At 66.8% G+C, this 20,415-nt stretch carries 18 protein-coding genes and 2 tRNA genes; 9 read left to right on the forward strand and 11 right to left on the reverse strand.

Annotation, left to right across the window (positions count from 1 at the left end; all coding sequences use genetic code 11):
* A partial coding sequence (locus F3J18_RS14430; RefSeq protein ID WP_166913176.1) for an NAD(P)H-hydrate dehydratase occupies positions 1–874 on the forward strand: 874 nt, incomplete at its 5' end.
* 156 nt (positions 875–1,030) lie between these two features.
* Positions 1,031–2,653, forward strand: coding sequence for a glucose-6-phosphate isomerase (pgi, locus tag F3J18_RS14435; RefSeq protein ID WP_166913177.1), 1,623 nt, complete (start codon positions 1,031–1,033; stop codon positions 2,651–2,653).
* A gap of 77 nt (positions 2,654–2,730) precedes the next feature.
* Here the strand turns inward: pgi and F3J18_RS14440 are convergent, their stop codons facing one another.
* Positions 2,731–3,444 (reverse strand): ATP-binding cassette domain-containing protein, encoded by a 714-nt coding sequence (locus F3J18_RS14440; protein ID WP_013698341.1) that lies wholly within the window; start codon positions 3,442–3,444, stop codon positions 2,731–2,733.
* Here F3J18_RS14440 and F3J18_RS14445 point away from each other — a divergent pair.
* Positions 3,443–4,147, forward strand: a complete 705-nt coding sequence (locus F3J18_RS14445; protein WP_080959666.1) for an arylesterase — start codon at positions 3,443–3,445, stop codon at positions 4,145–4,147. The two genes, F3J18_RS14440 and F3J18_RS14445, sit on opposite strands and share 2 nt — an antisense overlap.
* 128 nt (positions 4,148–4,275) lie before the next feature.
* On the opposite strand, the gene F3J18_RS14450 is transcribed toward F3J18_RS14445, so the two are convergent.
* The gene (locus F3J18_RS14450; protein WP_025096742.1) at positions 4,276–6,216 is read right to left on the reverse strand and encodes a SurA N-terminal domain-containing protein; all 1,941 of its coding nucleotides are present in this window, start codon (positions 6,214–6,216) and stop codon (positions 4,276–4,278) included.
* Positions 6,217–6,700: 484 nt separating this feature from the next.
* Between F3J18_RS14450 and F3J18_RS14455 the strand changes: the two genes are divergently transcribed.
* Positions 6,701–8,449 carry a cholesterol oxidase substrate-binding domain-containing protein gene (locus tag F3J18_RS14455; protein ID WP_166913178.1) on the forward strand — a complete coding sequence of 583 codons (1,749 nt, stop codon included), beginning with the start codon at positions 6,701–6,703 and terminating at the stop codon, positions 8,447–8,449.
* 112 nt (positions 8,450–8,561) lie between these two features.
* Here F3J18_RS14455 and F3J18_RS14460 read toward each other — a convergent pair.
* The 7 genes from F3J18_RS14460 to tig all read right to left on the reverse strand — a co-directional run bounded on the left by F3J18_RS14460 (position 8,562) and on the right by tig (position 15,528).
* Positions 8,562–8,638 (reverse strand) — tRNA-Asp (locus F3J18_RS14460).
* Between the two features lie 32 nt (positions 8,639–8,670).
* Positions 8,671–8,746 (reverse strand) — tRNA-Val (locus tag F3J18_RS14465).
* Positions 8,747–8,816: 70 nt separating this feature from the next.
* A complete protein-coding gene (locus tag F3J18_RS14470) occupies positions 8,817–9,089 on the reverse strand; it encodes an HU family DNA-binding protein (protein ID WP_025096740.1) in 273 nt (90 codons plus the stop codon).
* A gap of 243 nt (positions 9,090–9,332) precedes the next feature.
* On the reverse strand, positions 9,333–11,750 hold the full coding sequence (gene lon, locus F3J18_RS14475) for an endopeptidase La (RefSeq protein WP_013698346.1): 2,418 nt from the start codon (positions 11,748–11,750) through the stop codon (positions 9,333–9,335).
* Between the two features lie 198 nt (positions 11,751–11,948).
* Entirely contained in the window at positions 11,949–13,220 is a 1,272-nt protein-coding gene (gene clpX, locus F3J18_RS14480) for an ATP-dependent Clp protease ATP-binding subunit ClpX (RefSeq protein WP_025096739.1), read from the reverse strand.
* Positions 13,221–13,377: 157 nt separating this feature from the next.
* Positions 13,378–14,031: an ATP-dependent Clp endopeptidase proteolytic subunit ClpP gene (gene clpP / locus F3J18_RS14485; RefSeq protein WP_013698348.1), complete on the reverse strand. Its 654-nt coding sequence runs from the start codon at positions 14,029–14,031 to the stop codon at positions 13,378–13,380.
* A gap of 150 nt (positions 14,032–14,181) precedes the next feature.
* Complete coding sequence (tig, locus tag F3J18_RS14490) at positions 14,182–15,528, reverse strand: trigger factor (protein ID WP_025096738.1); 1,347 nt, start codon at positions 15,526–15,528, stop codon at positions 14,182–14,184.
* Between the two features lie 418 nt (positions 15,529–15,946).
* On the opposite strand from tig, the gene F3J18_RS14495 reads away from it, so the two are divergent.
* From F3J18_RS14495 to F3J18_RS14515, 5 genes are all read left to right on the forward strand, one after another.
* Positions 15,947–16,285: a glycerate kinase gene (locus F3J18_RS14495; protein WP_166913179.1), complete on the forward strand. Its 339-nt coding sequence runs from the start codon at positions 15,947–15,949 to the stop codon at positions 16,283–16,285.
* A 60-nt stretch (positions 16,286–16,345) separates the two neighbouring features.
* Complete coding sequence (locus F3J18_RS14500) at positions 16,346–17,236, forward strand: A24 family peptidase (protein WP_240154538.1); 891 nt, start codon at positions 16,346–16,348, stop codon at positions 17,234–17,236.
* Between the two features lie 4 nt (positions 17,237–17,240).
* A complete protein-coding gene (gene coaE / locus F3J18_RS14505) occupies positions 17,241–17,849 on the forward strand; it encodes a dephospho-CoA kinase (RefSeq protein WP_166913180.1) in 609 nt (202 codons plus the stop codon).
* A 155-nt stretch (positions 17,850–18,004) separates the two neighbouring features.
* The gene (gene zapD / locus F3J18_RS14510; RefSeq protein WP_013696564.1) at positions 18,005–18,760 is read left to right on the forward strand and encodes a cell division protein ZapD; all 756 of its coding nucleotides are present in this window, start codon (positions 18,005–18,007) and stop codon (positions 18,758–18,760) included.
* Positions 18,761–18,764: 4 nt separating this feature from the next.
* Positions 18,765–18,965 carry a DNA gyrase inhibitor YacG gene (locus tag F3J18_RS14515; protein WP_013696563.1) on the forward strand — a complete coding sequence of 67 codons (201 nt, stop codon included), beginning with the start codon at positions 18,765–18,767 and terminating at the stop codon, positions 18,963–18,965.
* A 123-nt stretch (positions 18,966–19,088) separates the two neighbouring features.
* Here F3J18_RS14515 and F3J18_RS14520 read toward each other — a convergent pair whose 3' ends face one another.
* Positions 19,089–19,529, reverse strand: coding sequence for an NUDIX domain-containing protein (locus F3J18_RS14520; RefSeq protein WP_013696562.1), 441 nt, complete (start codon positions 19,527–19,529; stop codon positions 19,089–19,091).
* Positions 19,526–20,395: an ATP-binding protein gene (locus F3J18_RS14525; protein WP_025096847.1), complete on the reverse strand. Its 870-nt coding sequence runs from the start codon at positions 20,393–20,395 to the stop codon at positions 19,526–19,528. The genes F3J18_RS14520 and F3J18_RS14525 overlap by 4 nt, the downstream gene beginning before the upstream one ends.
* Positions 20,396–20,415 lie beyond the last annotated feature (20 nt).

Here is a 20,415-nt window from a genome sequence, read left to right on the forward strand (position 1 = left end):
GTCCGCCACGCTCAACGCGCCGGCCCTGTTCGCGCCTTGCTGGCCCGCGCGCGGGGCCGCCTCGCACAAGGGCAGCTTCGGCAGCGTGGCGATCGTCGGCGGCGACACCGGCATGTGCGGCGCGCCGATCCTGGCCGCGCGCGCCGCGCTGCATGCCGGCGCGGGCAAGGTGCACGTCGGTTTCCTCGGCGACGAGGCCCCGCCCTACGACCCGCCCTTCCCCGAACTGATGCTGCATCCGGCGCGCTCGCTGAACCCCGAAGGGCTTAGCGCGATCGGCATCGGCTGCGGGCTGGGCACGCGCGAGCGCGCGATCGAGACGCTGCGCGAGGTGCTCGCGCTCGACCTGCCCTTGGTCATCGATGCCGATGCGCTGAACCTGGTCGCCGCGCATGCCGACTTGAACTCGGCCCTGGTCAAGCGCGGCGTGCGTCACGCCGTGTCGATCCTGACCCCGCATCCGCTCGAAGCGGCGCGGCTGCTCGGCACGCGCACCGCCGAGGTCCAGGGCGAGCGCCTCGCCGCCGCGCGCGAGCTGGCCGCGCGCTTCCACGCGATCGCGGTGCTCAAGGGTTCGGGCACGGTGATTGCCGAGCCGGCCGGGCGCGTGGCCGTCAACCCGACCGGCAATGCCGCGCTCGCCACCGGCGGCACCGGCGACGTGCTCGGCGGCCTGATCGCGGCCTTCGCGGCGCAGCGCCTGCCGGCCTGGGAAGCCGCGCTGGCGGGCGTCTACCTGCATGGCCTGGCGGCCGACTGCCTGAGCACGCTCGGCGCCGGCCCGGTGGGCCTGGCCGCCGGGGAACTGGCGCCGGCCGTGCGCCGGCTGCTGAACCGTCACTTTTACTCTCGCCTCGCGCCGTCGCCACGGTGAGGCCGTTATACTGGATGGCCCCGCGCGCGCTCGATCCGCTCACGATCGATGCCGAGCACAGCGCGCGCGGCTTTCGCAGTCCCCGGTAGTCCGCCGGCAAGCGGCGCATCCCGCCGCCCACGCCTTCCAAGTCACGACAGTTTCGCCAGAACCGATATGACGCTGAATTCGCTCCCCGCCTGGTCCGCCCTCCAATCGCACTACGACGAGATCCGCGACGCGCAGTTGCGCGACTGGTTCGCCCCCGCCAACGATCCCGCGCCGACGCGCGCCGAACGCTTCACCGTGGCGGGCGGCGGCCTCGCGATCGACTTCTCGAAGAACCGCATCACCGACGCGACGCTGAAGCTGCTGGTGCAGCTCGCGCGCGAGGCCGGCGTCGAGGCGCGGCGCGACGCGATGTTCGCCGGCGAGGTGGTCAACCCGACCGAAGGGCGCGCCGCCCTGCACACCGCGCTGCGCGCGAGTTCGCCCGATGCCCCCTTCCACGCGCAGGTGCTGGCCGAGCGCAAGAAGATGGCCGCCTTCGCCGAGCAGGTCCGCGACGGCCGCTGGACCGGCTACACGGGCAAGCGCATCCGCCATGTGATCAACATCGGCATCGGCGGCTCGGACCTCGGCCCCAAGATGGTGGTGCACGCGCTCGACCACCTCGCCACCCGCGAGCTGTCCTGCGCCTTCGTCTCGAACGTGGACGGCGCCGATCTCTCCCGCGCGCTGGAGCACTGCGATCCCGAGGCAACCCTGGTGATCGTGGTCTCGAAGACCTTCACCACGCTCGAGACCATGACCAATGCGCGCTCGGCCCGCGACTGGCTGCTCGCGCACGGCTGCCCCGAGAACGCGCTGGCGAAACACTTCGTCGGCGTTTCGGCGAACCCGGAGGAAGTGGTCAAGTTCGGCATCGACGCACACAACGTGTTCGAGATGTGGGACTGGGTGGGCGGGCGTTATTCGCTGTGGTCGGCGGTCGGCCTGTCGATCATGATCGCGATCGGGCCCGAGCAGTTCGACGAGCTGCTGGCCGGCGCCGACGAGATGGACCGCCATTTCCGCGAAGCGCCGCTGGAAGCGAACCTGCCGGTGCTGCTCGGCCTGATCGGCATCTGGTATCGCAACTTCTTCGGCTCGCAGAGCTACCTGGTGGCGCCGTATTCGGAAGCACTGCACTTCCTGCCCTCGTACCTGCAGCAGCTCGAGATGGAGAGCAACGGCAAGTCGGCGCGCCTGGACGGCGCCTTCGTCGACTACCCGACCTCGGCCGTCACCTGGGGCGAGCCGGGCACCAATGGCCAGCACGCCTTCTTCCAGATGCTGCACCAGGGCCCGACCATCGTGCCGATCGACTTCATCGCGGTGCTCACGCCCGAGCATGCGCTGGCCAGCCATCACCCGAAGCTGCTGGCCAACTGCTTCGCGCAGAGCGAGGCGTTGATGCTGGGCCGCACGCTGGAGGAAGCGCGCAAGATCGCCGGCCCGGACAAGCCCGAGCTGGCACCGCACCTGAGCTTCCCCGGCAACCGCCCGACCAGCACCATCCTGGTCGATGCGCTCACCGCGCGCACGCTGGGCGCCCTGATCGCGCTCTACGAGCACAAGGTGCTGGTGCAGGCCTCGGTCTGGAACATCAACCCCTTCGATCAATGGGGCGTCGAGCTCGGCAAGATCCTCGGCAAGGTGGTGGAGGCCGATCTCACCGCGGCCGACGTCGATCCCGCCAAGCACGATTCCTCGACCTCGGCGCTGATCGCGCGGGCCCGCGCGGCGCTCAAGCGCTGAGCGGCGACGCAAATACGAACGGCCGGGATTTCCGGCCGTTTGTTCGTGGACAGGACGACATGCGTCGCGCCGCGAGCTCAGTTCGTGCTCGGCTCCGTGGCATCGGCGACGATGCGCCCGCCGTCGAGCGTGATCACCGTGCCGCAGCGGCGCGCGAGCGCCGGGTCGTGCGTGACCAGCACCAGCGTCGCGCCCTGCGCGCGATTGAGCTCGAACATCAGGTCGATCACGGCGTGGCCGGTGGCGGCGTCGAGGCTGCCGGTCGGCTCGTCGGCGAACAGGATCGCGGGATCGGTGACGAAGGCGCGGGCCAGCGCGACGCGCTGCTGCTCGCCGCCCGACAGCAGCTTCGGGTAGTGGCCGGTGCGCGCGCCGAGCCCGACCCGCTCGAGCAGGCGGCGCGCGCGCTCGGCCGCCTCGCGCGCCGTGATGCCGCCGCGCAGTTCGAGCGGCAGCATCACGTTCTCGAGCGCGGTGAGATGCGGCATCAACTGGAAGGACTGGAACACGAAGCCGACCGAGCCGCTGCGCAGCGCCGCGCGCGCGTCCTCGTCGAGCCCCTGCAGATCCCGGCCGAGCAGGCGAACCGTGCCCTCGGTCGCGCTGTCCAAGCCGGCAAGCAGGCCGAGCAAGGTGGACTTGCCCGACCCCGAGGCGCCGACGATCGCCAGGCTGCTGCCTGCCGCCACCGTCAGGTCGATGCCGTCGAGGATCGTCAGTTCGCCGGCCGCATCGGCCACCCGTTTCGCCACTTGTCGAACTTCAATGATCGGTTCCGTCATCTTGAGCATGAAGCAGAGTGATTCCTGGAAAGACGGCCTGCGCGCCGTCGTGATCGCCGTGGTCGCCACGGCCGGGTTCGGCGGCCTCGGTGCCGCCGCGCAGGCAGCCACGCAAGCGGCCGCGCCCGCGGCTACCTCACCCAGCGCGGCCAAGCCCAACATCGTGGTGCTCGGCGACAGCCTGTCCGCCGAATACGGCCTGCCGCGCGACACGGGCTGGGTTGCCCTGATGCGCGCGCGCATCGCGGATCAGCGAATCGATTATAGCGTCGCGAACGCCAGCGTCAGCGGCGACACCACCAACGGCGGCCGGGCCCGCCTGCCCGCCGTGCTCACGCGCCTGAAGCCCTCGATCCTGATCGTCGAACTCGGCGCCAACGACGCGCTGCGCGGCGTGCCGCTGGCCACCACCGAGCAGAACCTGCGCGCGATCGTGGCGCAGGCGCAGCAGGCCAAGGCGAAGGTGGTGCTGGTCGGCATGTACGTGCCGCCCAACTACGGCCTCGATTACACGCAGAAGTTCCATGCCATGTACGGCACGCTCGCGAAGGAGCTGCGCCTGCCGCTGGTGCCCTTCCTGCTGGCCGGCCTCGAGGACAAGCCCGACCAGTTCCAGGACGACCAGAACCACCCGAACCAGGGCGCGCAGCCCAGGCTGCTCGACAACGTCTGGCCGGTGGTGAAGCCGCTGCTGGGGCCGGGCGCGCACTGAGGCTCGCGGGAGGCGCAAGAGCGTCACCCTGCCCCGCAGCTCTCCCGCCTCGCCGCCAAAGAAAAAGCCCCGCTCGGTTTCGAGCGGGGCTTTTCGCTGTAGCTAGGTGCCTGGCGGCGCGGCGGCGATCAGTTGTCGTCGCTGCGGCTGCTGCTGTCGCCCAGCGAGCCGTACATCTTGACCTTCGAGCGGTCGCGCAGCGCCTTCATGTAGGCTTCGCTCTCGCTTTGCGCATAGACCTGGGCCAGTTGCTGCTGGGCGGCGGTCAGTTGCTGCGGATCCACCGGCGCGGGCGGCACGATCGCGTTGACGCGGAAGATCGCGTAACCGCCGTTCGCGCCGAGATCGACGCCGACATAGGCCGGCAGCGACTTCGCGTCAGCCTTGTAGATCGCCGCGATCGCCTCGGGCGACAGGCCCAGCGTCTGCGTGCGCGAGACCTTCTCGGCCGGCAGGAAACCATCGGTCGACTTCGACTTCTGCAGCGCCGCCAGCTTTGCCGCGCCGTCCTGCTTGGCCAGCTTCGCGCTTTCGTCGGCGATGTACTTCTGACGCACCACGTCCTTGATCGCGTCCAGCGCGGGCACCGCGGCCGGCTTGTCGGCCGTCACGCGCGCGGCGATCAGGGTGCTGTTGCCGACGTCGATCGCCTGCGTGTTGTTGCCGTTCTTGACCGAGTCCGCCGCGAACACGGCGGCCAGGAACTTCGGATTGTTGAGCGGGCTGTCGGGCGGCAGGGCCGGGTTCGGCTGCGGCGTGACGGTGGCGGTCTGGATCGTCAGCTTGTACTTGTCGGCGGCCGGCTGCAGGCTCTTGGCCTTCTCGTAGACCTGCGAGGAGAAACCTTCCGAATTGTCGCTGAAGGCCTTGGCCGCGAACTGCTGCTTGAGCTCGGTCGCGATCGAATCCTTGACCTCGTCGAAGGGCTTGACCACGGCCGGCTTCACGTCGGTCGCCTTGAGGATGTGGTAGCCGAGGTCCGACTCGACCACCTTGCTGAGCTCGCCCGACTTCAGCGCGAAGGCCGCATCGTCGAAGGCCGGGCCGCCGGCGGTCGAGCCGCGCGTCACGTAGCCCAGGTCGCCGCCCTTGGCTGCCGAGGGCGCGTCCTGCGAATTCTTCTCGGCGATCTGGGCGAACTGATCCGGGTGGGCCGTCACCTCGGCCAGCAGCTGGTCGGCCTTGGCCTTCGCGGCGGCCTTGTCCGAGGCGCTGGCATTGCGCGCCGCGGCGATGAAGATGTGGCTCACGCGCACCTGCGCCTCGGTGCGGAAGCGCGCGGTGTTGTCCTCGTAGAACTTGTGGAGGTCCGCGTCGGACGGCTGCGCGTTGGCGGCAGCCGCGGCCGGCGTGAACACCAGGTACTGGATGCTGGCCGTCTCGGGCGTGGCGAACGCTTGCTTGTGCGCGTCGTAGTAGGCCGAGAGCTGGGCGTCGGTCGGCTGGACCTTGGCGGCGTAGTCGGCCGGCTTCAGCACGATCGCCTGGATCTCGCGCTGCTGCTGCGCCAGGTCGGTCAGGCGCTGGGCCACGCTCTTGGGCGTGAAGGCGCTGTTGATAAGGTTGTTGGGCAGCTGGCTCTGCGAGAGCTGGTAGCGCACCGATTCCTGGTACTGGTCCGGCGTCATGCCCTGCATCGCCAGCAGCTGCGTGTAGCGCTCGGCGTCGATCGAGCCGTCGGGCTTGCGCAGCGAGGCGATGATCGGATTCGACATCAGCGCTTCGCGCACCGCGTTGTCGGAAGCCGTCAGGTGCAGGCGGCGCACCTCGTCGGTCAGCGCGCGCTGCTCGATGATGCCGTCGAGCAGTTGCTGGCGACGCTCGGGCGTGTCGAACTGCTTGGCGTCGAAGTTCGCGCCGAGGGCCTGGCGCGCCTGGTCGATCTGCTGGCGATAGGCGCCGTCGAATTCGGCGCGCGTGATCTTGTGTCCGTCGACCGATGCCACATTCGCGCTGTCGTCGAAGAAGTCGCGGAAGCCCTGTACCCCGACGAACCCGAGCCCCGGAAGCACGATCAGGAGCAGGAGGAACATCATCAGGCGCTGGTGATTGCGGAAGAAATCGAGCATGCGGAACCGAAGTGGCTGGACAAAACGACCGATATTACATCAGTGGCAAGGAAAAAAGGCGAAACCGGGGGGCGACCGCGCGCCGAACCTGCCGATCGACGCCGGCGCAGCGGTTCCGACCATGCGTGACACGCGCTCGTGCATCGGCACATGCCGCGTCGCCATTCACGAAAAATGCAATATATCGATCGATTGAAAATACAAAGCAGGCGGCTTGCCCCGGAAAAGCACGACCTGCCGACCCTGCATGCCATCGAATAAATCAAAACCTCGGAATTACGGTTTCTTCGTCGATCGATTTGCAGTAACAATACGACGACGCCCGCTTCACGGCGCCCTGGCGCGAGGGGCGTGGCCGTTGCCGGCTGGCCACGCCGCGCCTGATTCCACTGCCGTTTGCCAATCGATAATCGGCCGCCCGATTTGATTTCCTTTTGTTTTACTCGTTGCAAATCGGGCGAATCGATAACAAAGAGAGAAAACAATGTCCGAGAAATCCCTGGACGAACGCTCGCCGCGTCGCGCGTTCCTGTCCGACATGGCCAAACTCGCGGCGGCCGGCGTGGTCGCCGGCTGGACCCCGATCTATCAGGTTGCCGCGCACGCGCAAACCACCGGCGCCACGCCGCCGAATTTCCCCGCCGACCTGCCGCTCTACAAGCAGGCCTTCCAGAATTGGAGCGGCGAGATCGTCCTGCAGGATGTCTGGACCGCCGCGCCGCGTTCGGCCGCCGACGTGCTGAACGTCGTCAACTGGGCCCGCGCGAACGGCTACAAGGTTCGCCCGCGCGGCCACATGCACAACTGGTCGCCGCTCACGCTCGACCCGGCGGCCGGCACCGCGAACCTGGTGCTGCTCGACACCACGCAATCGCTGACGGCCGTCTCGGTCGACACCTCGAGCAGCCCGGCGCGCGTCACGGCGCAAACGGGCGTCTCGCTCGAATCGCTGCTGGCCACGCTCGAGGCCAGCCAGCTCGGCCTGGTGGCCGTGCCGGCACCGGGCGACATCACGCTCGGCGGCGCCCTCGCGATCGACGCGCACGGCACGGCCGTGCCGGCCACCGGCGAAACGCGCCGGCCCGGCCAGACCTACGGCTCGCTGAGCAACCTGGTGGTCTCGCTGACGGCCGTGGTGTTCGACTCGGGTTCGCAGCAATACGTGCTGCGTACCTTCCAGCGCAACGATCCCGACATCGGCGCCCTGCTCGCGCACGTCGGCCGCGCCTTCGTCGTCGAGGCAACCCTGGTCGCCGCGCCGAACCAGCGCCTGCGATGCCAGAGCTATACCAACATCCCGGCGACGGAGCTGTTCGCGCCGGCCGGTTCGAGCGGGCGCACCGTGGCGTCCTTCCTCGACCAGACCGGCCGCATGGAAGCGATCTGGTTTCCGTTCACCGCGAATCCCTGGCTCAAGGTCTGGACCGTCGCGCCGAACAAGCCGCTGCTCTCGCGAGCGGTCACCCAGCCATACAACTATCCGTTCTCCGATTCGATTCCGAAGCAGTTGTCGGATCTGATCCAGGGCATCATCGGCGGCGGCGACGGCAGCCTGACGCCGCTGTTCGGGCAGACCCAGCTCGCCGTCACCACCGCGGGCCTGGCGCTCACCTTGTCGGCCGACATCTGGGGCTGGTCGCGCACCGTGCAGCAGTACATCCGCCCGACCACGCTGCGGGTGACCGCCAACGGTTATGCGGTGCTGACACGCCGCGCCGACGTGCAGCGCGCCATCAACGAGTTCGTGCAGTTCTACCAGAACCGCGTGAGCGCCTACCAGGCGCAGGGCCTGTATCCGATGAACGGCCCGGTGGAGATCCGCGTGACCGGCCTCGACCAGCCAGGCGACATCGGTGCCGGCACGGTCGCGCCGACCCTCTCGGCGCTCAAGCCGCGCCCCGATCATGCCGAATGGGATGTGGCGGTGTGGTTCGACATCCTCTCGCTGCCCGGCACGCCCTCGGCGGATCGCTTCTATCGCGAGATCGAGCAGTGGATGCTGTCGAACTACAGCGGCTCCTACGCGACGCTGCGCCCCGAATGGTCGAAGGGCTGGGGCTATACCGATACGGCGGCCTGGCAGGATGCCACCATGATCGGCACCACCATCCCAGGCCTGTATCGCGACGGCCAGCCCGCCTCGAGCAACTGGGATACCGCGCGCGCCACGCTCGATCGCCTCGACCCGAGCCGGATCTTCAGCTCGCCGCTGCTCGACAAACTGCTGCCCTGAAGGCGGTGCCCCGGGCGGCGACGGGATCGTGCTGCCCGGGCAAACATGTCGTCGAGGCGCGCCAAAGCAAAAAGCCCCGTGAGCGTGAACTCACGGGGCTTCGTACTGAATCTGGCGGAGCGGACGGGACTCGAACCCGCGACCCCCGGCGTGACAGGCCGGTATTCTAACCAACTGAACTACCGCTCCTTGGTGTGGTACCGCAGGCAAGATCACGAAACTGGTGGGTGCTGAGAGGCTCGAACTCCCGACCTACGCCTTGTAAGGGCGCCGCTCTACCAACTGAGCTAAGCACCCGTTTCGCGCTTGCCACCTGCCTGCCGACATCCTGGATACTGCGCGTGGACATCGTCAAGCAGCGAGCCCGCTAGTTTAGCGCATCCTTCAGAGCTTTGCCAGCCCTGAATTTCGCGACCCGCGCCGCCTCGATGCGGATCGTTTCGCCGGTTTGCGGGTTGCGCCCATTGCGCGCGATCCGCTCGCCCACCTCGAAGGTGCCGAAGCCGGCCAGCGTGACGCTGCCGCCGGTTTCCAGCGCCTGCACCACACCGGCGATCAGCGCGTCGAGCGCGCGTCCTGCCGATGCCTTGGATAAATCTGCCTCGCGTGCGATGTGGTCGATCAAGTCCGTCTTGTTCATGCCGTCCCCTTTCGTCAGTGGTCCCATGTCAGGACGGCCGCCCCGTTGTCGGCCGTCGCCCGGTACATGCCGGGTCGATCATTAAATGAAGCCGAAACGGGCCTGTCAAGCGCCGAAGCTGAGACAGCGCAAGGGATTGATGCATCTTTCGCCACGAAGCGCCAATAAAAACCCGCGGCGATGGCCGCGGGTTGGTTCCCTGCGTGGAGCTTCATGCTTCGAAGCTCACACTGTGGGATGCGCTCAGTGCTTGACGACTTCCGTCGAGGCATCTTTCGGGGCTTCGGCAACCGGCGCCGCGGCCTTCGCTTCGTCCTCGGGCAGCGCGCTCGGCGTACGCTCGAGCGCCAGTTCGAGCACCTTGTCGATCCAGCGGACCGGCACGATCTCGATGGCGTTCTTCACGTTGTCCGGAATGTCGGCGAGATCCTTCACGTTCTCTTCCGGGATCAGCACGAGCTTGATACCGCCGCGATGCGCCGCCAGCAGCTTCTCCTTCAGCCCGCCGATCGGCAGCACCTCGCCGCGCAGCGTGATTTCACCCGTCATCGCGACATCCGCGCGGACCGGGATGCCCGTCAGCACCGACACCAGCGCCGTGGTCATCGCGATACCGGCGGACGGACCGTCCTTCGGCGTCGCGCCTTCCGGCACGTGGATGTGGATGTCCTGCTTCTCGAAGGCCTCGTCCTTCACGCCCAGGCGGCGCGAACGCGAACGCACCACCGAGCGCGCGGCCTCGACCGATTCCTTCATCACGTCGCCGAGCGAGCCGGTGCGGATCACGTTGCCCTTGCCCGGCATCACCGCCGCCTCGATCGTCAGCAGGTCGCCGCCGACTTCCGTCCAGGCCAGGCCCGTGACCTGACCCACCTGGTTTTCCTTCGCGGCCAGGCCGAAGTCGTACTTGCGCACGCCGAGGAAGGTGTCGAGGTTGCCGGCATCGACCTTCACCGGGCTCGCCGCCTTCTTCAACAGCAGCATCTTCACGACCTTGCGGCAGATCTTCGAGACTTCGCGCTCGAGCGAACGCACGCCCGCTTCACGGGTGTAGTAGCGGATGATGTCGCGGATCGCTTCTTCCGTGACGTCGATCTCGCCGTCCTTCAGCCCGTTGTTCTTCTTCTGCTTCGGCAGCAGATAGCGTTGCGCGATGCTGACCTTCTCGTCTTCCGTGTAGCCCGACAGGCGAATCACTTCCATCCGGTCCAGCAGCGGCGGCGGAATGTTCAGCGAGTTCGAGGTGGCCACGAACATCACGTCCGACAGGTCGAAATCGACTTCGACGTAGTGATCGGCGAACGTGTGGTTCTGTTCCGGATCGAGCACCTCGAGCAGCGCCGACGACGGATCGCCACGGAAATCCATGCCCATCTTGTCGACTTCGTCGAGCAGGAAGAGCGGATTGCGCACGCCGACCTTGGTCAGGCTCTGCAGGATCTTGCCCGGCATCGAGCCGATGTAGGTCCGGCGGTGGCCGCGGATCTCGGCCTCGTCACGCACGCCGCCGAGCGCCATGCGCACGAACTTGCGGTTCGTGGCGCGGGCGATCGACTGGCCGAGCGAGGTCTTGCCGACGCCCGGAGGCCCGACCAGGCACAGGATCGGCGCCTTGACCTTGTCGACGCGCTGTTGCACCGCGAGATACTCGAGGATCCGTTCCTTGACCTTCTCGAGGCCGAAGTGGTCCTCGTCGAGCACCTGCTCGGCGTTCGACAGGTCGTTGTTGACCTTGCTCTTCTTGCGCCACGGCAGGCCGATCAGCGTGTCGATGTAGTTGCGCACGACGGTGGCCTCGGCCGACATCGGCGACATCAGCTTGAGCTTCTTGAGCTCGGCATCGGCCTTCTTCTTGGCTTCCTTGGGCATGCGCGCGGCATTGATGCGCTTCTCGAGCTCCTCGAGATCGGCGCCTTCCTCGCCCTCGCCCAGCTCCTTCTGGATCGCCTTGACCTGCTCGTTCAGGTAGTACTCGCGCTGGCTCTTCTCCATCTGGCGCTTGACGCGGCCGCGGATGCGCTTTTCCACCTGCAGGATGTCGATCTCGGCCTCGAGCTGCGCGAGCAGGTGCTCGAGACGCTCGATGACGGGGAACATTTCCAGGATGTGCTGCTTCTGGTCGAGCTTGAGCGGCAGGTGCGCCGCGATCGTATCGGCCAGGCGGCCCGCCTCGTCGATGCCCGACAGCGAGGTCAGGATCTCCGGCGGGATCTTCTTGTTCAGCTTCACGTACTGATCGAACTGGGACACGATCGCGCGACGCAGGGCCTCGGTTTCGGCGCTGTCGGCGTGGTCGGGTTCGAGCGGCAGCACTTCGCACGAGAACTGGGTTTCCTGTTCCTCGATCGACAGTGCCTGGGCGCGCTGCAGGCCTTCGACGAGCACCTTCACGGTGCCGTCAGGCAGCTTCAGCATCTGCAGGATGTTGGCGATACAGCCGACCTCGTACATGTCCTTTTCGGTCGGCTCGTCCTTCGCGGCGGTCTTCTGGGCGACCAGCATGATGTGCTTGCCGCCTTCCATCGCCGCCTCGAGGGCCTTGATCGACTTCGGCCGACCCACGAAGAGCGGGATCACCATATGCGGGAAAACGACGACATCCCGCAGCGGCAGCAGCGGGAGCGTAATGCGTTCCGGCGGGAGAAGTTGGGTGCCTGACATTTTCATTTCCCCATGAGTGGAATCAATTGTTCGGTAGTTGAGGCCGGCGAAACGGATTGCAAGCCTTCAGCGCGTGGGAAATATTCGGTAAAAAAGTCGCCGTGCAGCGGGAAGTCAGTGTTACCCACAAGACTAAACGAAAAAAGCCGTTCACGACGCCATGAACGGCTTTTTTGCTTCCTCAGACAGTCAAGCCGATCAATTCGAACCCGCCACTTTTGGCGTGTCCTCGTAGATCAGCAAGGGCTTGCCGTCGCCATCGATCACGTTGTCGTCGATGATGACCTTGCTCACCCCCTTCAGGGTCGGCAATTCGTACATCACGTCGAGCAGCGCCTGCTCGATGATCGAACGCAGGCCGCGCGCCCCGGTCTTGCGGCGGATCGCCTTGCGGGCCACCGCCTGCAGCGCGTCGGGGCGCAGTTCCAGCTCCACGCGCTCCATCGCGAACAGCTTCTGGTACTGCTTGACCAGCGCGTTCTTCGGCTCGACCAGGATCTTCATCAGGGCGGCCTCGTCGAGCTTGCCGAGCGTTGCGACCACCGGCAGACGGCCGATCAGCTCGGGAATCAACCCGAATTTGATCAGGTCTTCCGGCTCGACCTCGCGCAGCACCTCGCCCGAATCGCGCTCCTGCTTGCTCTTCACCGAGGCGCCGAAGCCGATGCCGGTCTTTTCGGTACGATCGGTGATGACCTTCTCCAGGCCGTCGAACGCGCCGCCGCAAATGAACAGGATGTTGGTCGTGTCGACCTGGATGAAATCCTGGTTCGGATGCTTGCGCCCGCCTTGCGGCGGCACCGAGGCCATGGTGCCCTCGACAAGCTTGAGCAGCGCCTGCTGGACACCCTCGCCCGACACGTCGCGGGTGATCGAGGGGTTGTCCGACTTGCGGCTGATCTTGTCGATCTCGTCGATGTAGACGATCCCGCGCTGCGCCTTCTCGACCTCGTAATTGCAGTTCTGCAGCAGCTTCTGGATGATGTTCTCGACATCCTCGCCCACGTAGCCGGCTTCGGTCAGCGTGGTCGCGTCGGCGATCACGAAGGGCACGTTCAAGAGGCGAGCCAGGGTCTGCGCGAGCAGCGTCTTGCCGGAGCCGGTCGGCCCGATCAGCAGGATGTTGCTCTTCGAGAGCTCGACTTCGTCCTTCTTGTCGAGATGCTTGAGACGCTTGTAGTGGTTGTAGACGGCCACCGCGAGGATCTTCTTCGCGCGCTCCTGGCCGATCACGTACTGATCGAGGATCTCGCGGATTTCCTGCGGGCTCGGCAAGTCCGATTTCGACAGACTGGCTTCGACCCCGGATGCGGCGGCCTCGTCGCGGATGATTTCGTTGCAGAGGTCGATGCACTCATCGCAGATGAACACCGACGGGCCGGCGATGAGTTTCTTCACCTCATGCTGGCTTTTCCCGCAGAACGAGCAATACAACAGCTTTTCGCTGTTCGAACCTTTTTTGTCCGCCATGGATGTATGAGCCTCCGGACACACGAGTTACATAATACGCCGTTTGGCCAGCCGCCCATGACGTCGCCATGGGTATTGGCCGGCCGCGCTGGTCTTGCCGCAGATGCTCGAGGCGCGAGGCGCCGCCCGTTTTGGGGCGGCACCCCGTTTGCTGGGATTACGGACGCTTGGCCGTCACGTGGTCGATCAGGCCGTAAGCCTTGGCATCGTCGCTGGACATGAAATTATCACGATCCGTGTCGCGCGCGATCCGCTCGACGTCCTGGCCGGTGTTGTCGGCCAGGATCTTGTTCAGGCGCTCGCGCAGGTACAGGATCTCGCGCGCCTGGATCTCGATGTCCGAGGCCTGGCCGCGCGCGCCGCCCAGCGGCTGGTGGATCATCACGCGCGCGTTGGGCAGCGCGTAGCGCTTGCCCTTGGCGCCCGAGGACAGCAGGAAGGCGCCCATGCTGGCCGCCAGGCCCATGCACAGCGTCGACACGTCCGGCTTGATGAACTGCATCGTGTCGTAGATCGCCAGGCCCGCGGAGACCGAACCGCCCGGGCTGTTGATGTACAGGCTGATGTCCTTGTCCGGGTTTTCACTCTCCAGGAACAGCAGCTGCGCGACCACCAGGTTCGCGGTCTGGTCGTTCACTTCGCCGACCATGAACACGATCCGCTCCTTGAGCAGACGCGAGTAGATGTCGTACGAACGCTCGCCGCGGCCGCTGGTCTCGACCACGATCGGCACCAGCCCGAGCGCCTTCGTCTCGAAATCCTGCGGAGCATGGGAAGCCAGCGTATCCAGCAATTCAGCGCGATTGATCATGCAATGAGCCTTGTCCGAAATGAATGTTGAACGGAAGAAAGGACCGCCGGCGCGAAGTTTCGCGTCGCCGGCCGGCCTTGGGCCGGCCCTCGACGCAAAAACGGCGTGCGGGCCGTCGCTCCGACAGCCGGCACGCCGCTGAAACGACGCTTAAGCCTGCGCGGATGCGCTGGCCAGTGCCTCGAAGCTCACTTCCTTGTCCGTCACCTTCGCCTTGCCGAGCACGAAGTCGACGACGTTGCTTTCAACGACGAACGCTTCCATTTCGGCCAGGCGCTGCTGGTTCGAATAATACCAGCGGACCACTTCCTTCGGGTCTTCGTAGCTCTTCGCGAACTCGTCGACTTCGGCACGGATCTGCTCGGGCTTCGCTTCCAGGCCGTTGGCCTTGACCAGCTCGGCGATCACCAGGCCCAGCTTGACGCGGCGCTCGGCCTGCTCCTTGAACATCTCGACCGGGATCGGGGCATTCGCCGCGTTGGGCACGCCGCGTTGCGCGAGATCCTGGCGAGCCATCTCGACCAGGCGCTGCTGGTCCTGCTCGACCAGCGCGTTCGGCACGTCCAGCTCCGAGATCTTCAGGACAGCGTCCATCACCTGGTTCTTGACCAGCGACTGGGTACGGCGCTTGGCTTCGCGCTCGAGGTTGTCCTTGATCTCGCCGCGCATCTTGGCGGTGTCGCCGTCCTCGATGCCGAGCGTCTTGGCGAACTCGCCGTCGATTTCCGGCAGGTGCGGCCACTCGACCTTCTTCATCGTGACCGTGAACTTCGCCGTCTTGCCGGCGACGTCCTTGCCGTGATAGTCCTCGGGGAAGGTCAGGTCGAACTCGCGAGCCTCGCCGACCTTCAGGCCCAGCGCGGCCGTCTCGAATTCCGGCAGCATGCGGCCTTCGCCGAGCACGAACGGGAAGTCTTCGGCGGTGCCGCCGGGGAAGGCGACGTCGTCGATCTTGCCGACGAAGTCGACCGTCACGCGGTCGCCGTTCTGGGCAGCCGTTTCCGTGCCGCCGTCGCCATGCTCGCCGCCTTCGCCGCGAGCGTGGAAGTGCACACGCTGCTTGCGCAGGATGTCCAGGGTGCGATCGATCTCGGCGTCGCCGATGCTGGTGGTCGAGCGCTCGACCTCAGCGGTGGCCAGATCGCCGATCTTCACTTCCGGGTAGACCTCGAAGGTCGCATCGAACGCGTAGGCGTCGGCAACTGCCTCGGCCTTCGGCGCGAAGCTCGGCTGGCCTGCCACGCGCAGGTTCTCGGTGCGGCTGACTTCGAAGAACTCCTGGCCGATCTTGTCGCTCAGCACTTCCGCCTCGACCTGGCCCGCGTATTGTTGCGCGACCATCTTGAGCGGCACCTTGCCCGGGCGGAAGCCCGGCATGCGCACGTTCTTCGCGAGTTTCTGGATACGGGCGTCGATCTCCTTCTGCACGACTTCCTTGGGCAGGGAAATCGTCACACGGCGTTCGAGCTTGCCGAGGTTTTCAACAACGTTAGCCATGGCTTCAATCGTCCTAAAATTATTCGAGCGAATCGGTTTTCCTTGCCGTGCCCGCCTCGCGACGCGATAGTCCCAGTGGTCATCGCACCGCCGCCGTTCCCATTCGTCGGCACCGCCGCCCCGCCTTGCGGAGCGCGGCGCCTGCGGCTTGAAAAGCACGGCTTTGGCCGGAAGAATCGACTATTCTAGCAAACTATTTTCTCCAAGCCGCCAGATTGCGCCCTCGCGCGCAAAGTGCGCGCCCCGCGCCTCGATTCCGGTCATACCGTCCCGCCTATTCGCCGCGCGCCGCCGGCCTGTTAAGCTCGCGTCTGCCCGGCTCGGCACCACGCGCCGGCGACGCGGGCACCCCGATCGCAACCCGGCCGCAGCCGCGGCGAACGTTGCGACCCCAACCGAATATTCCACTGGAGACACCATGCAGCCCTTCCCGTCCGCGCCTGTCGTCGTCATTGCGCCCGATTCGTTCAAGGGATCCTTGTCCGCGCAACAGGTGACGGACGCGATCGCGGCCGGCCTGCGCCGTGCGCGGCCCGACGCGATCGTGCGCGGCTGCCCGATGGCCGACGGCGGCGAGGGCACGCTCGACGCGATGCTCGCCGACATCGCCTCGCTCTGCGAGCGGCAGGTCGACGAGCGGATCGGCGCCTTGACGAGCCTCTGCGAGCCGCTGGTGGTGATCGTGCTCGGCGTGCTGGTGGGCGCCCTGGTGGTCGCGATGTACCTGCCGATCGTCCAGCTCGGCAACGTGGTGTAGCATCGCTCCCGGTTCCGACTCGCGCCGATTCCTCTCGAATCCCTTTTCCCAGCCTTCCCGATGATCTCGTCTTTCGCCCTTGCCGATCCGTCGCTCGCGTTCGCCGCGCTGCCGGCCGCCGTCCGCTACGTGTTCGCGGCCGTGCTCGGGCTGGTGATCGGCAGCTTCCTGAACGTGGTCGCGCATCGCGTGCCGATCATGATGCAGCGCGCCTGGCAGGCCGAACTCGCCGAGGCCACCGGCGCCGACCCGGCGCCCGACGACGGCCTGCCGCCGCGCTACGATCTGTGGGCGCCACGCAGCGCCTGTCCTCACTGCGGCCACGTGCTGCGCGCCTGGGAAAACGTGCCGGTGCTGAGCTATCTGGCGCTGCGTGGACGCTGCGCCCGGTGTCGCGCGCCGATCAGCCCGCGCTACCCGCTGGTCGAGCTGGCTTCCGGCCTGCTGGCGGTCGCCTCGCTGGCCGTGTTCGGTCCCGTCCCGGCCGCGCTGGCCGCCTTCGGCCTCTGCGCGATGCTGCTGGCGATGAGCCTGATCGACATCAAGACCGGCTACCTGCCCGATTCGATGACCCTGCCCCTGCTGTGGGCCGGGCTGCTCGTCAATCTGTGGGGCAATTTCGTCGACCTGCGCGAGGCCGTGATCGGCGCGATCGCCGGCTACCTGTTCCTCTGGTGCGTGTTCTGGCTGTTCAAGCTGCTGCGCGGCATCGAGGGCATCGGTTATGGCGACCTCAAGCTGCTCGCCGCGCTCGGCGCCTGGCTCGGCTGGATCGCCCTGCCCCAGGTGCTGCTGATCGCGGCCCTCAGCGGCGCGGCGGTCGGCCTGCTGGCGATGTGGCGCGGCCGCATGCGCTACGAGGAGCCGCTGCCGTTCGGGCCGTTCCTCGCGCTCGGCGGCATCCTCACCTTGCTGCACGGCACGCCGTTCTACCTGACGATCGGAGGCTGACCCCATGTTCTCGGTGGGATTGACGGGCGGTATCGGCAGCGGCAAGACCACGGTCGCGAACCGTTTCGGCGCGCGCGGCGCGACCCTGGTCGACACCGACGCGATCGCGCACCAGGTCACCGCGCCCGGCGGCGCCGCGATGCCGGCGATCGCCGCCGCGTTCGGCCCGGCCTTCGTGGCCGCCGACGAGTCGCTCGACCGGGCCCGGATGCGCGCGCTGGTGTTCGGCGACGAAGCCGCGCGCAAGCGGCTGGAGGCCATCACGCATCCGCTGATCCGCGCCGAGACCGAGCAGCAGGCCGCGCGAGCGAATGGCCCTTATGTGATCTTCGTGGTACCGCTGCTGGTCGAATCGGGCAGTTGGCGCCGCCGCGTCGATCGCGTGCTGGTGGTCGATTGCGAGGTCGAGACGCAGATCGCGCGCGTCATGCAGAGGAATGGCTTCGCGCGCGAGCAGGTCGAGGCGATCGTGGCACGCCAGGCCACGCGCGAGGCCCGCCTGGCGGCGGCCGACGACGTGATCGTCAACGAGGCCGCGCCCGACGCGGCGCTCGATACCCGCATCGACGCGCTGCACGCGCATTACCTCGCGCTGGCCGCATCGAAGTCCTGAACGTTCCCGGGCCCGCCGGGCCGGGCCCGCGCGGGATCGAGCAAGCGCCACGCCCGCGCGAATCCCTGCGCAAGGCGCGATTGCGACGCCTGAGCGTGGGCATTAGAATGTCCAGCAATTCCGGTCCTTTGTCCCAACGCCCGAGGCGAGCGCGCTTGATCCTTTACGAGTATCCGTTCAACGAACGCATCCGCACCTTGCTGCGCCTCGAAGACCTGTTCGAGCGCCTGGCGTTCTTCCTGTCGCAGGAAGATCCGAGGGAGCATCACGTGGCGCTGACGACGCTGTTCGAAATCGCGGAAGTCGCGGGCCGGGCGGATCTCAAGTCGGACCTGATGAAGGAACTGGAACGCCAGCGGCAGACGCTCGCGCCGTTTCGCGGCAACCCCGGCATCGAGCAGAACGCGCTCGAGGCGGTGCTCGGCGAAATCGAGCAGACCCTCGCCAATCTCGGCCAGATGCAGGGCAAGACCGGCCAGCACCTGCTCGACAACGAATGGCTGGGCAGCATTCGCAGCCGCGCCGTGATCCCGGGCGGCACCTGCAAGTTCGACCTGCCCTCGTATTACGCCTGGCAGCAATGGCCCGCCGAGCAGCGGCGCCAGGACATCACCAAGTGGGCGATGCCCCTGCTGCCGCTGCGCGACGCGGCCACCATCGTGCTGCGCCTGGCGCGCGAATCGGGCCAGGCCTCGAAGGTGATGGCGATGCAGGGCAGCTACCAGCAGATGCTGTCGGGGCGCACCTACCAGTTGATGCAGGTGCGCGTGCCGCCGGAACTCCATGTGATCCCCGAAGCCAGCGCCAACAAGTACATGTTGTGGGTGCGCTTCACCGTCCAGGACGGCGACGTGCGGCCGCGCGCGGTCGACATCGACGTGCCGTTCCAGTTGACGCTCTGTAATCTCTGAAATCGTGACTCTTGCCGTCAAATGCCCGGCCTGCGGAAAACAGGTCCGCTGGGTTCCGGAAAATACCTTCCGCCCGTTCTGCTCGGCCCGCTGCAAGCAGATGGATCTCGGCGCCTGGGCTGCCGAACGCTATCGGATCGGTGGCACCGACGAGGAGCCGTCGTCGGACGCGGAGCCGGAAGGCGGCTCCGGCCGTCACGACTGAGCGGTCACTTTTCCCAGGCTGCCGCGAGCGCGGCGTCCTGAATTCGACGCGATATAACGGGGAACGGGGAAGTGGTGCCGCCCAGCCGAACGACCGGGCGGAAAAGATACGGCCGAGAAGCGATCAGCCCGCCTCGGCCTCGCGTGCCAGCAGTTCGAGCACCGGCAGGGCCGCCGGCAACAGCGGATCGACCTCCACCGGCAATTGCTGCCAGACGAAGGCCTGCCCTTCACGGCTATGCGGCTCGCCGTCCCAGCCCGTCACCTTGCAGAAGAACAGCCGCACATAGGCGTGCGGATAATCATGCTCCAGCGTGTGCCAGCGATGGCAGGCCGTGACGTGAATCCCCAGTTCCTCGTGCAACTCGCGCGAAAGCGCCGCTTCCACGCTCTCGCCCGGCTCCAGCTTGCCGCCGGGGAACTCCCAGTAACCTTCATAGGGCTTGCCGGCCGGGCGCTGCGCGAGCAGGTAGCGGCCGTCGGGCTGCACCAGCACGCCGACCGCCACCTCGGTGACCTTGCGCGGCGCCGTGCCGCCGGCCGCGGTTTCGGCGTTCACCGTCATACGTTCTCCTGACGACCGGAGCGGTCGCGCGCGAACTGCCAGGCCACCCGGCCCGAACGCGAGCCGCGTTCGAGCGCCCAGACCAGCGCGTCGCCGCGCGCGGCCTCGACCTGCGCCTCGTCGCAGCCGAAATGGCGCAGCCAGTGCCCGACGATCGCGAGGTAGTCGTCCTGCTTGAACGGGTAGAAGCTGACCCACAGCCCGAAACGCTCGGACAGCGAGATCTTCTCCTCCACCACTTCGCCGGGATGAATCTCGCCGTCGGGCAGGTGCTTGTAGCTCTCGTTGTCGCTCATGTACTCCGGCAGCAGGTGCCGGCGGTTCGAGGTCGCGTAGATCAGCACGTTGTCGGACTGCGCCGAGATCGAGCCGTCCAGCGCCACCTTCAGCGCCTTGTAGCCGGATTCGCCGTCCTCGAAGGAGAGATCGTCGCAGAACACGATGAAGCGCTCCGGGCGCGCCGAAATCAGGTCGACGATATCGCCCAGGTCATGCAGGTCGTCCTTGTCGACCTCGATCAGCCGCAGGCCGTCGGCCGCGAAGGCATTGAGGCAGGCCTTGATCAGCGAGGACTTGCCGGTGCCGCGCGCGCCCGTCAGCAGCACGTTGTTGGCGGGGCGCCGCGTCACGAACTGGCGCGTGTTCTGTTCGATCAGCCCCTTCTGGCGATCGATGTTGTGCAGGTCGTCGAGCGCGATCTGCGAGATGGCCGGCACGGCCTGCAGGTAACCGCGCCCCTGGCGCTTGCGCCAGCGAAACGCCGTCGCCGCATTCCAGTCGACGTCGGCGGGCGCCGGCGGCAGCAGGGCTTCGAAACGGCCCAGCAGGGCTTCGGCGCGGTCGAGAAACTGTTCGAGCTTGTCCATCCACTTTCCAGCAATCGGGT

It is taken from the genome of Burkholderia sp. Ax-1720 (assembly GCF_011753035.1).
Taxonomy (GTDB): Bacteria; Pseudomonadota; Gammaproteobacteria; order Burkholderiales; family Burkholderiaceae; genus Burkholderia; species Burkholderia gladioli.

What these genes read in the sequence shown, in the direction of transcription:
- F3J18_RS14500 (WP_240154538.1), top strand. Translation starts at nt 16,346, where the DNA reads ATGATCTCGTCTTTCGCCCTTGCCGATCCGTCGCTCGCGTTCGCCGCG.
- lon (WP_013698346.1), bottom strand. Translation starts at nt 11,750, where the DNA reads ATGTCAGGCACCCAACTTCTCCCGCCGGAACGCATTACGCTCCCGCTG.
- F3J18_RS14525 (WP_025096847.1), bottom strand. Translation starts at nt 20,395, where the DNA reads ATGGACAAGCTCGAACAGTTTCTCGACCGCGCCGAAGCCCTGCTGGGC.
- F3J18_RS14450 (WP_025096742.1), bottom strand. Translation starts at nt 6,216, where the DNA reads ATGCTCGATTTCTTCCGCAATCACCAGCGCCTGATGATGTTCCTCCTG.
- F3J18_RS14445 (WP_080959666.1), top strand. Translation starts at nt 3,443, where the DNA reads ATGAAGCAGAGTGATTCCTGGAAAGACGGCCTGCGCGCCGTCGTGATC.
- pgi (WP_166913177.1), top strand. Translation starts at nt 1,031, where the DNA reads ATGACGCTGAATTCGCTCCCCGCCTGGTCCGCCCTCCAATCGCACTAC.
- tig (WP_025096738.1), bottom strand. Translation starts at nt 15,528, where the DNA reads ATGGCTAACGTTGTTGAAAACCTCGGCAAGCTCGAACGCCGTGTGACG.
- F3J18_RS14520 (WP_013696562.1), bottom strand. Translation starts at nt 19,529, where the DNA reads ATGACGGTGAACGCCGAAACCGCGGCCGGCGGCACGGCGCCGCGCAAG.
- F3J18_RS14440 (WP_013698341.1), bottom strand. Translation starts at nt 3,444, where the DNA reads ATGCTCAAGATGACGGAACCGATCATTGAAGTTCGACAAGTGGCGAAA.
- clpP (WP_013698348.1), bottom strand. Translation starts at nt 14,031, where the DNA reads ATGATCAATCGCGCTGAATTGCTGGATACGCTGGCTTCCCATGCTCCG.
- F3J18_RS14470 (WP_025096740.1), bottom strand. Translation starts at nt 9,089, where the DNA reads ATGAACAAGACGGACTTGATCGACCACATCGCACGCGAGGCAGATTTA.
- F3J18_RS14455 (WP_166913178.1), top strand. Translation starts at nt 6,701, where the DNA reads ATGTCCGAGAAATCCCTGGACGAACGCTCGCCGCGTCGCGCGTTCCTG.
- F3J18_RS14495 (WP_166913179.1), top strand. Translation starts at nt 15,947, where the DNA reads ATGCAGCCCTTCCCGTCCGCGCCTGTCGTCGTCATTGCGCCCGATTCG.
- clpX (WP_025096739.1), bottom strand. Translation starts at nt 13,220, where the DNA reads ATGGCGGACAAAAAAGGTTCGAACAGCGAAAAGCTGTTGTATTGCTCG.
- coaE (WP_166913180.1), top strand. Translation starts at nt 17,241, where the DNA reads ATGTTCTCGGTGGGATTGACGGGCGGTATCGGCAGCGGCAAGACCACG.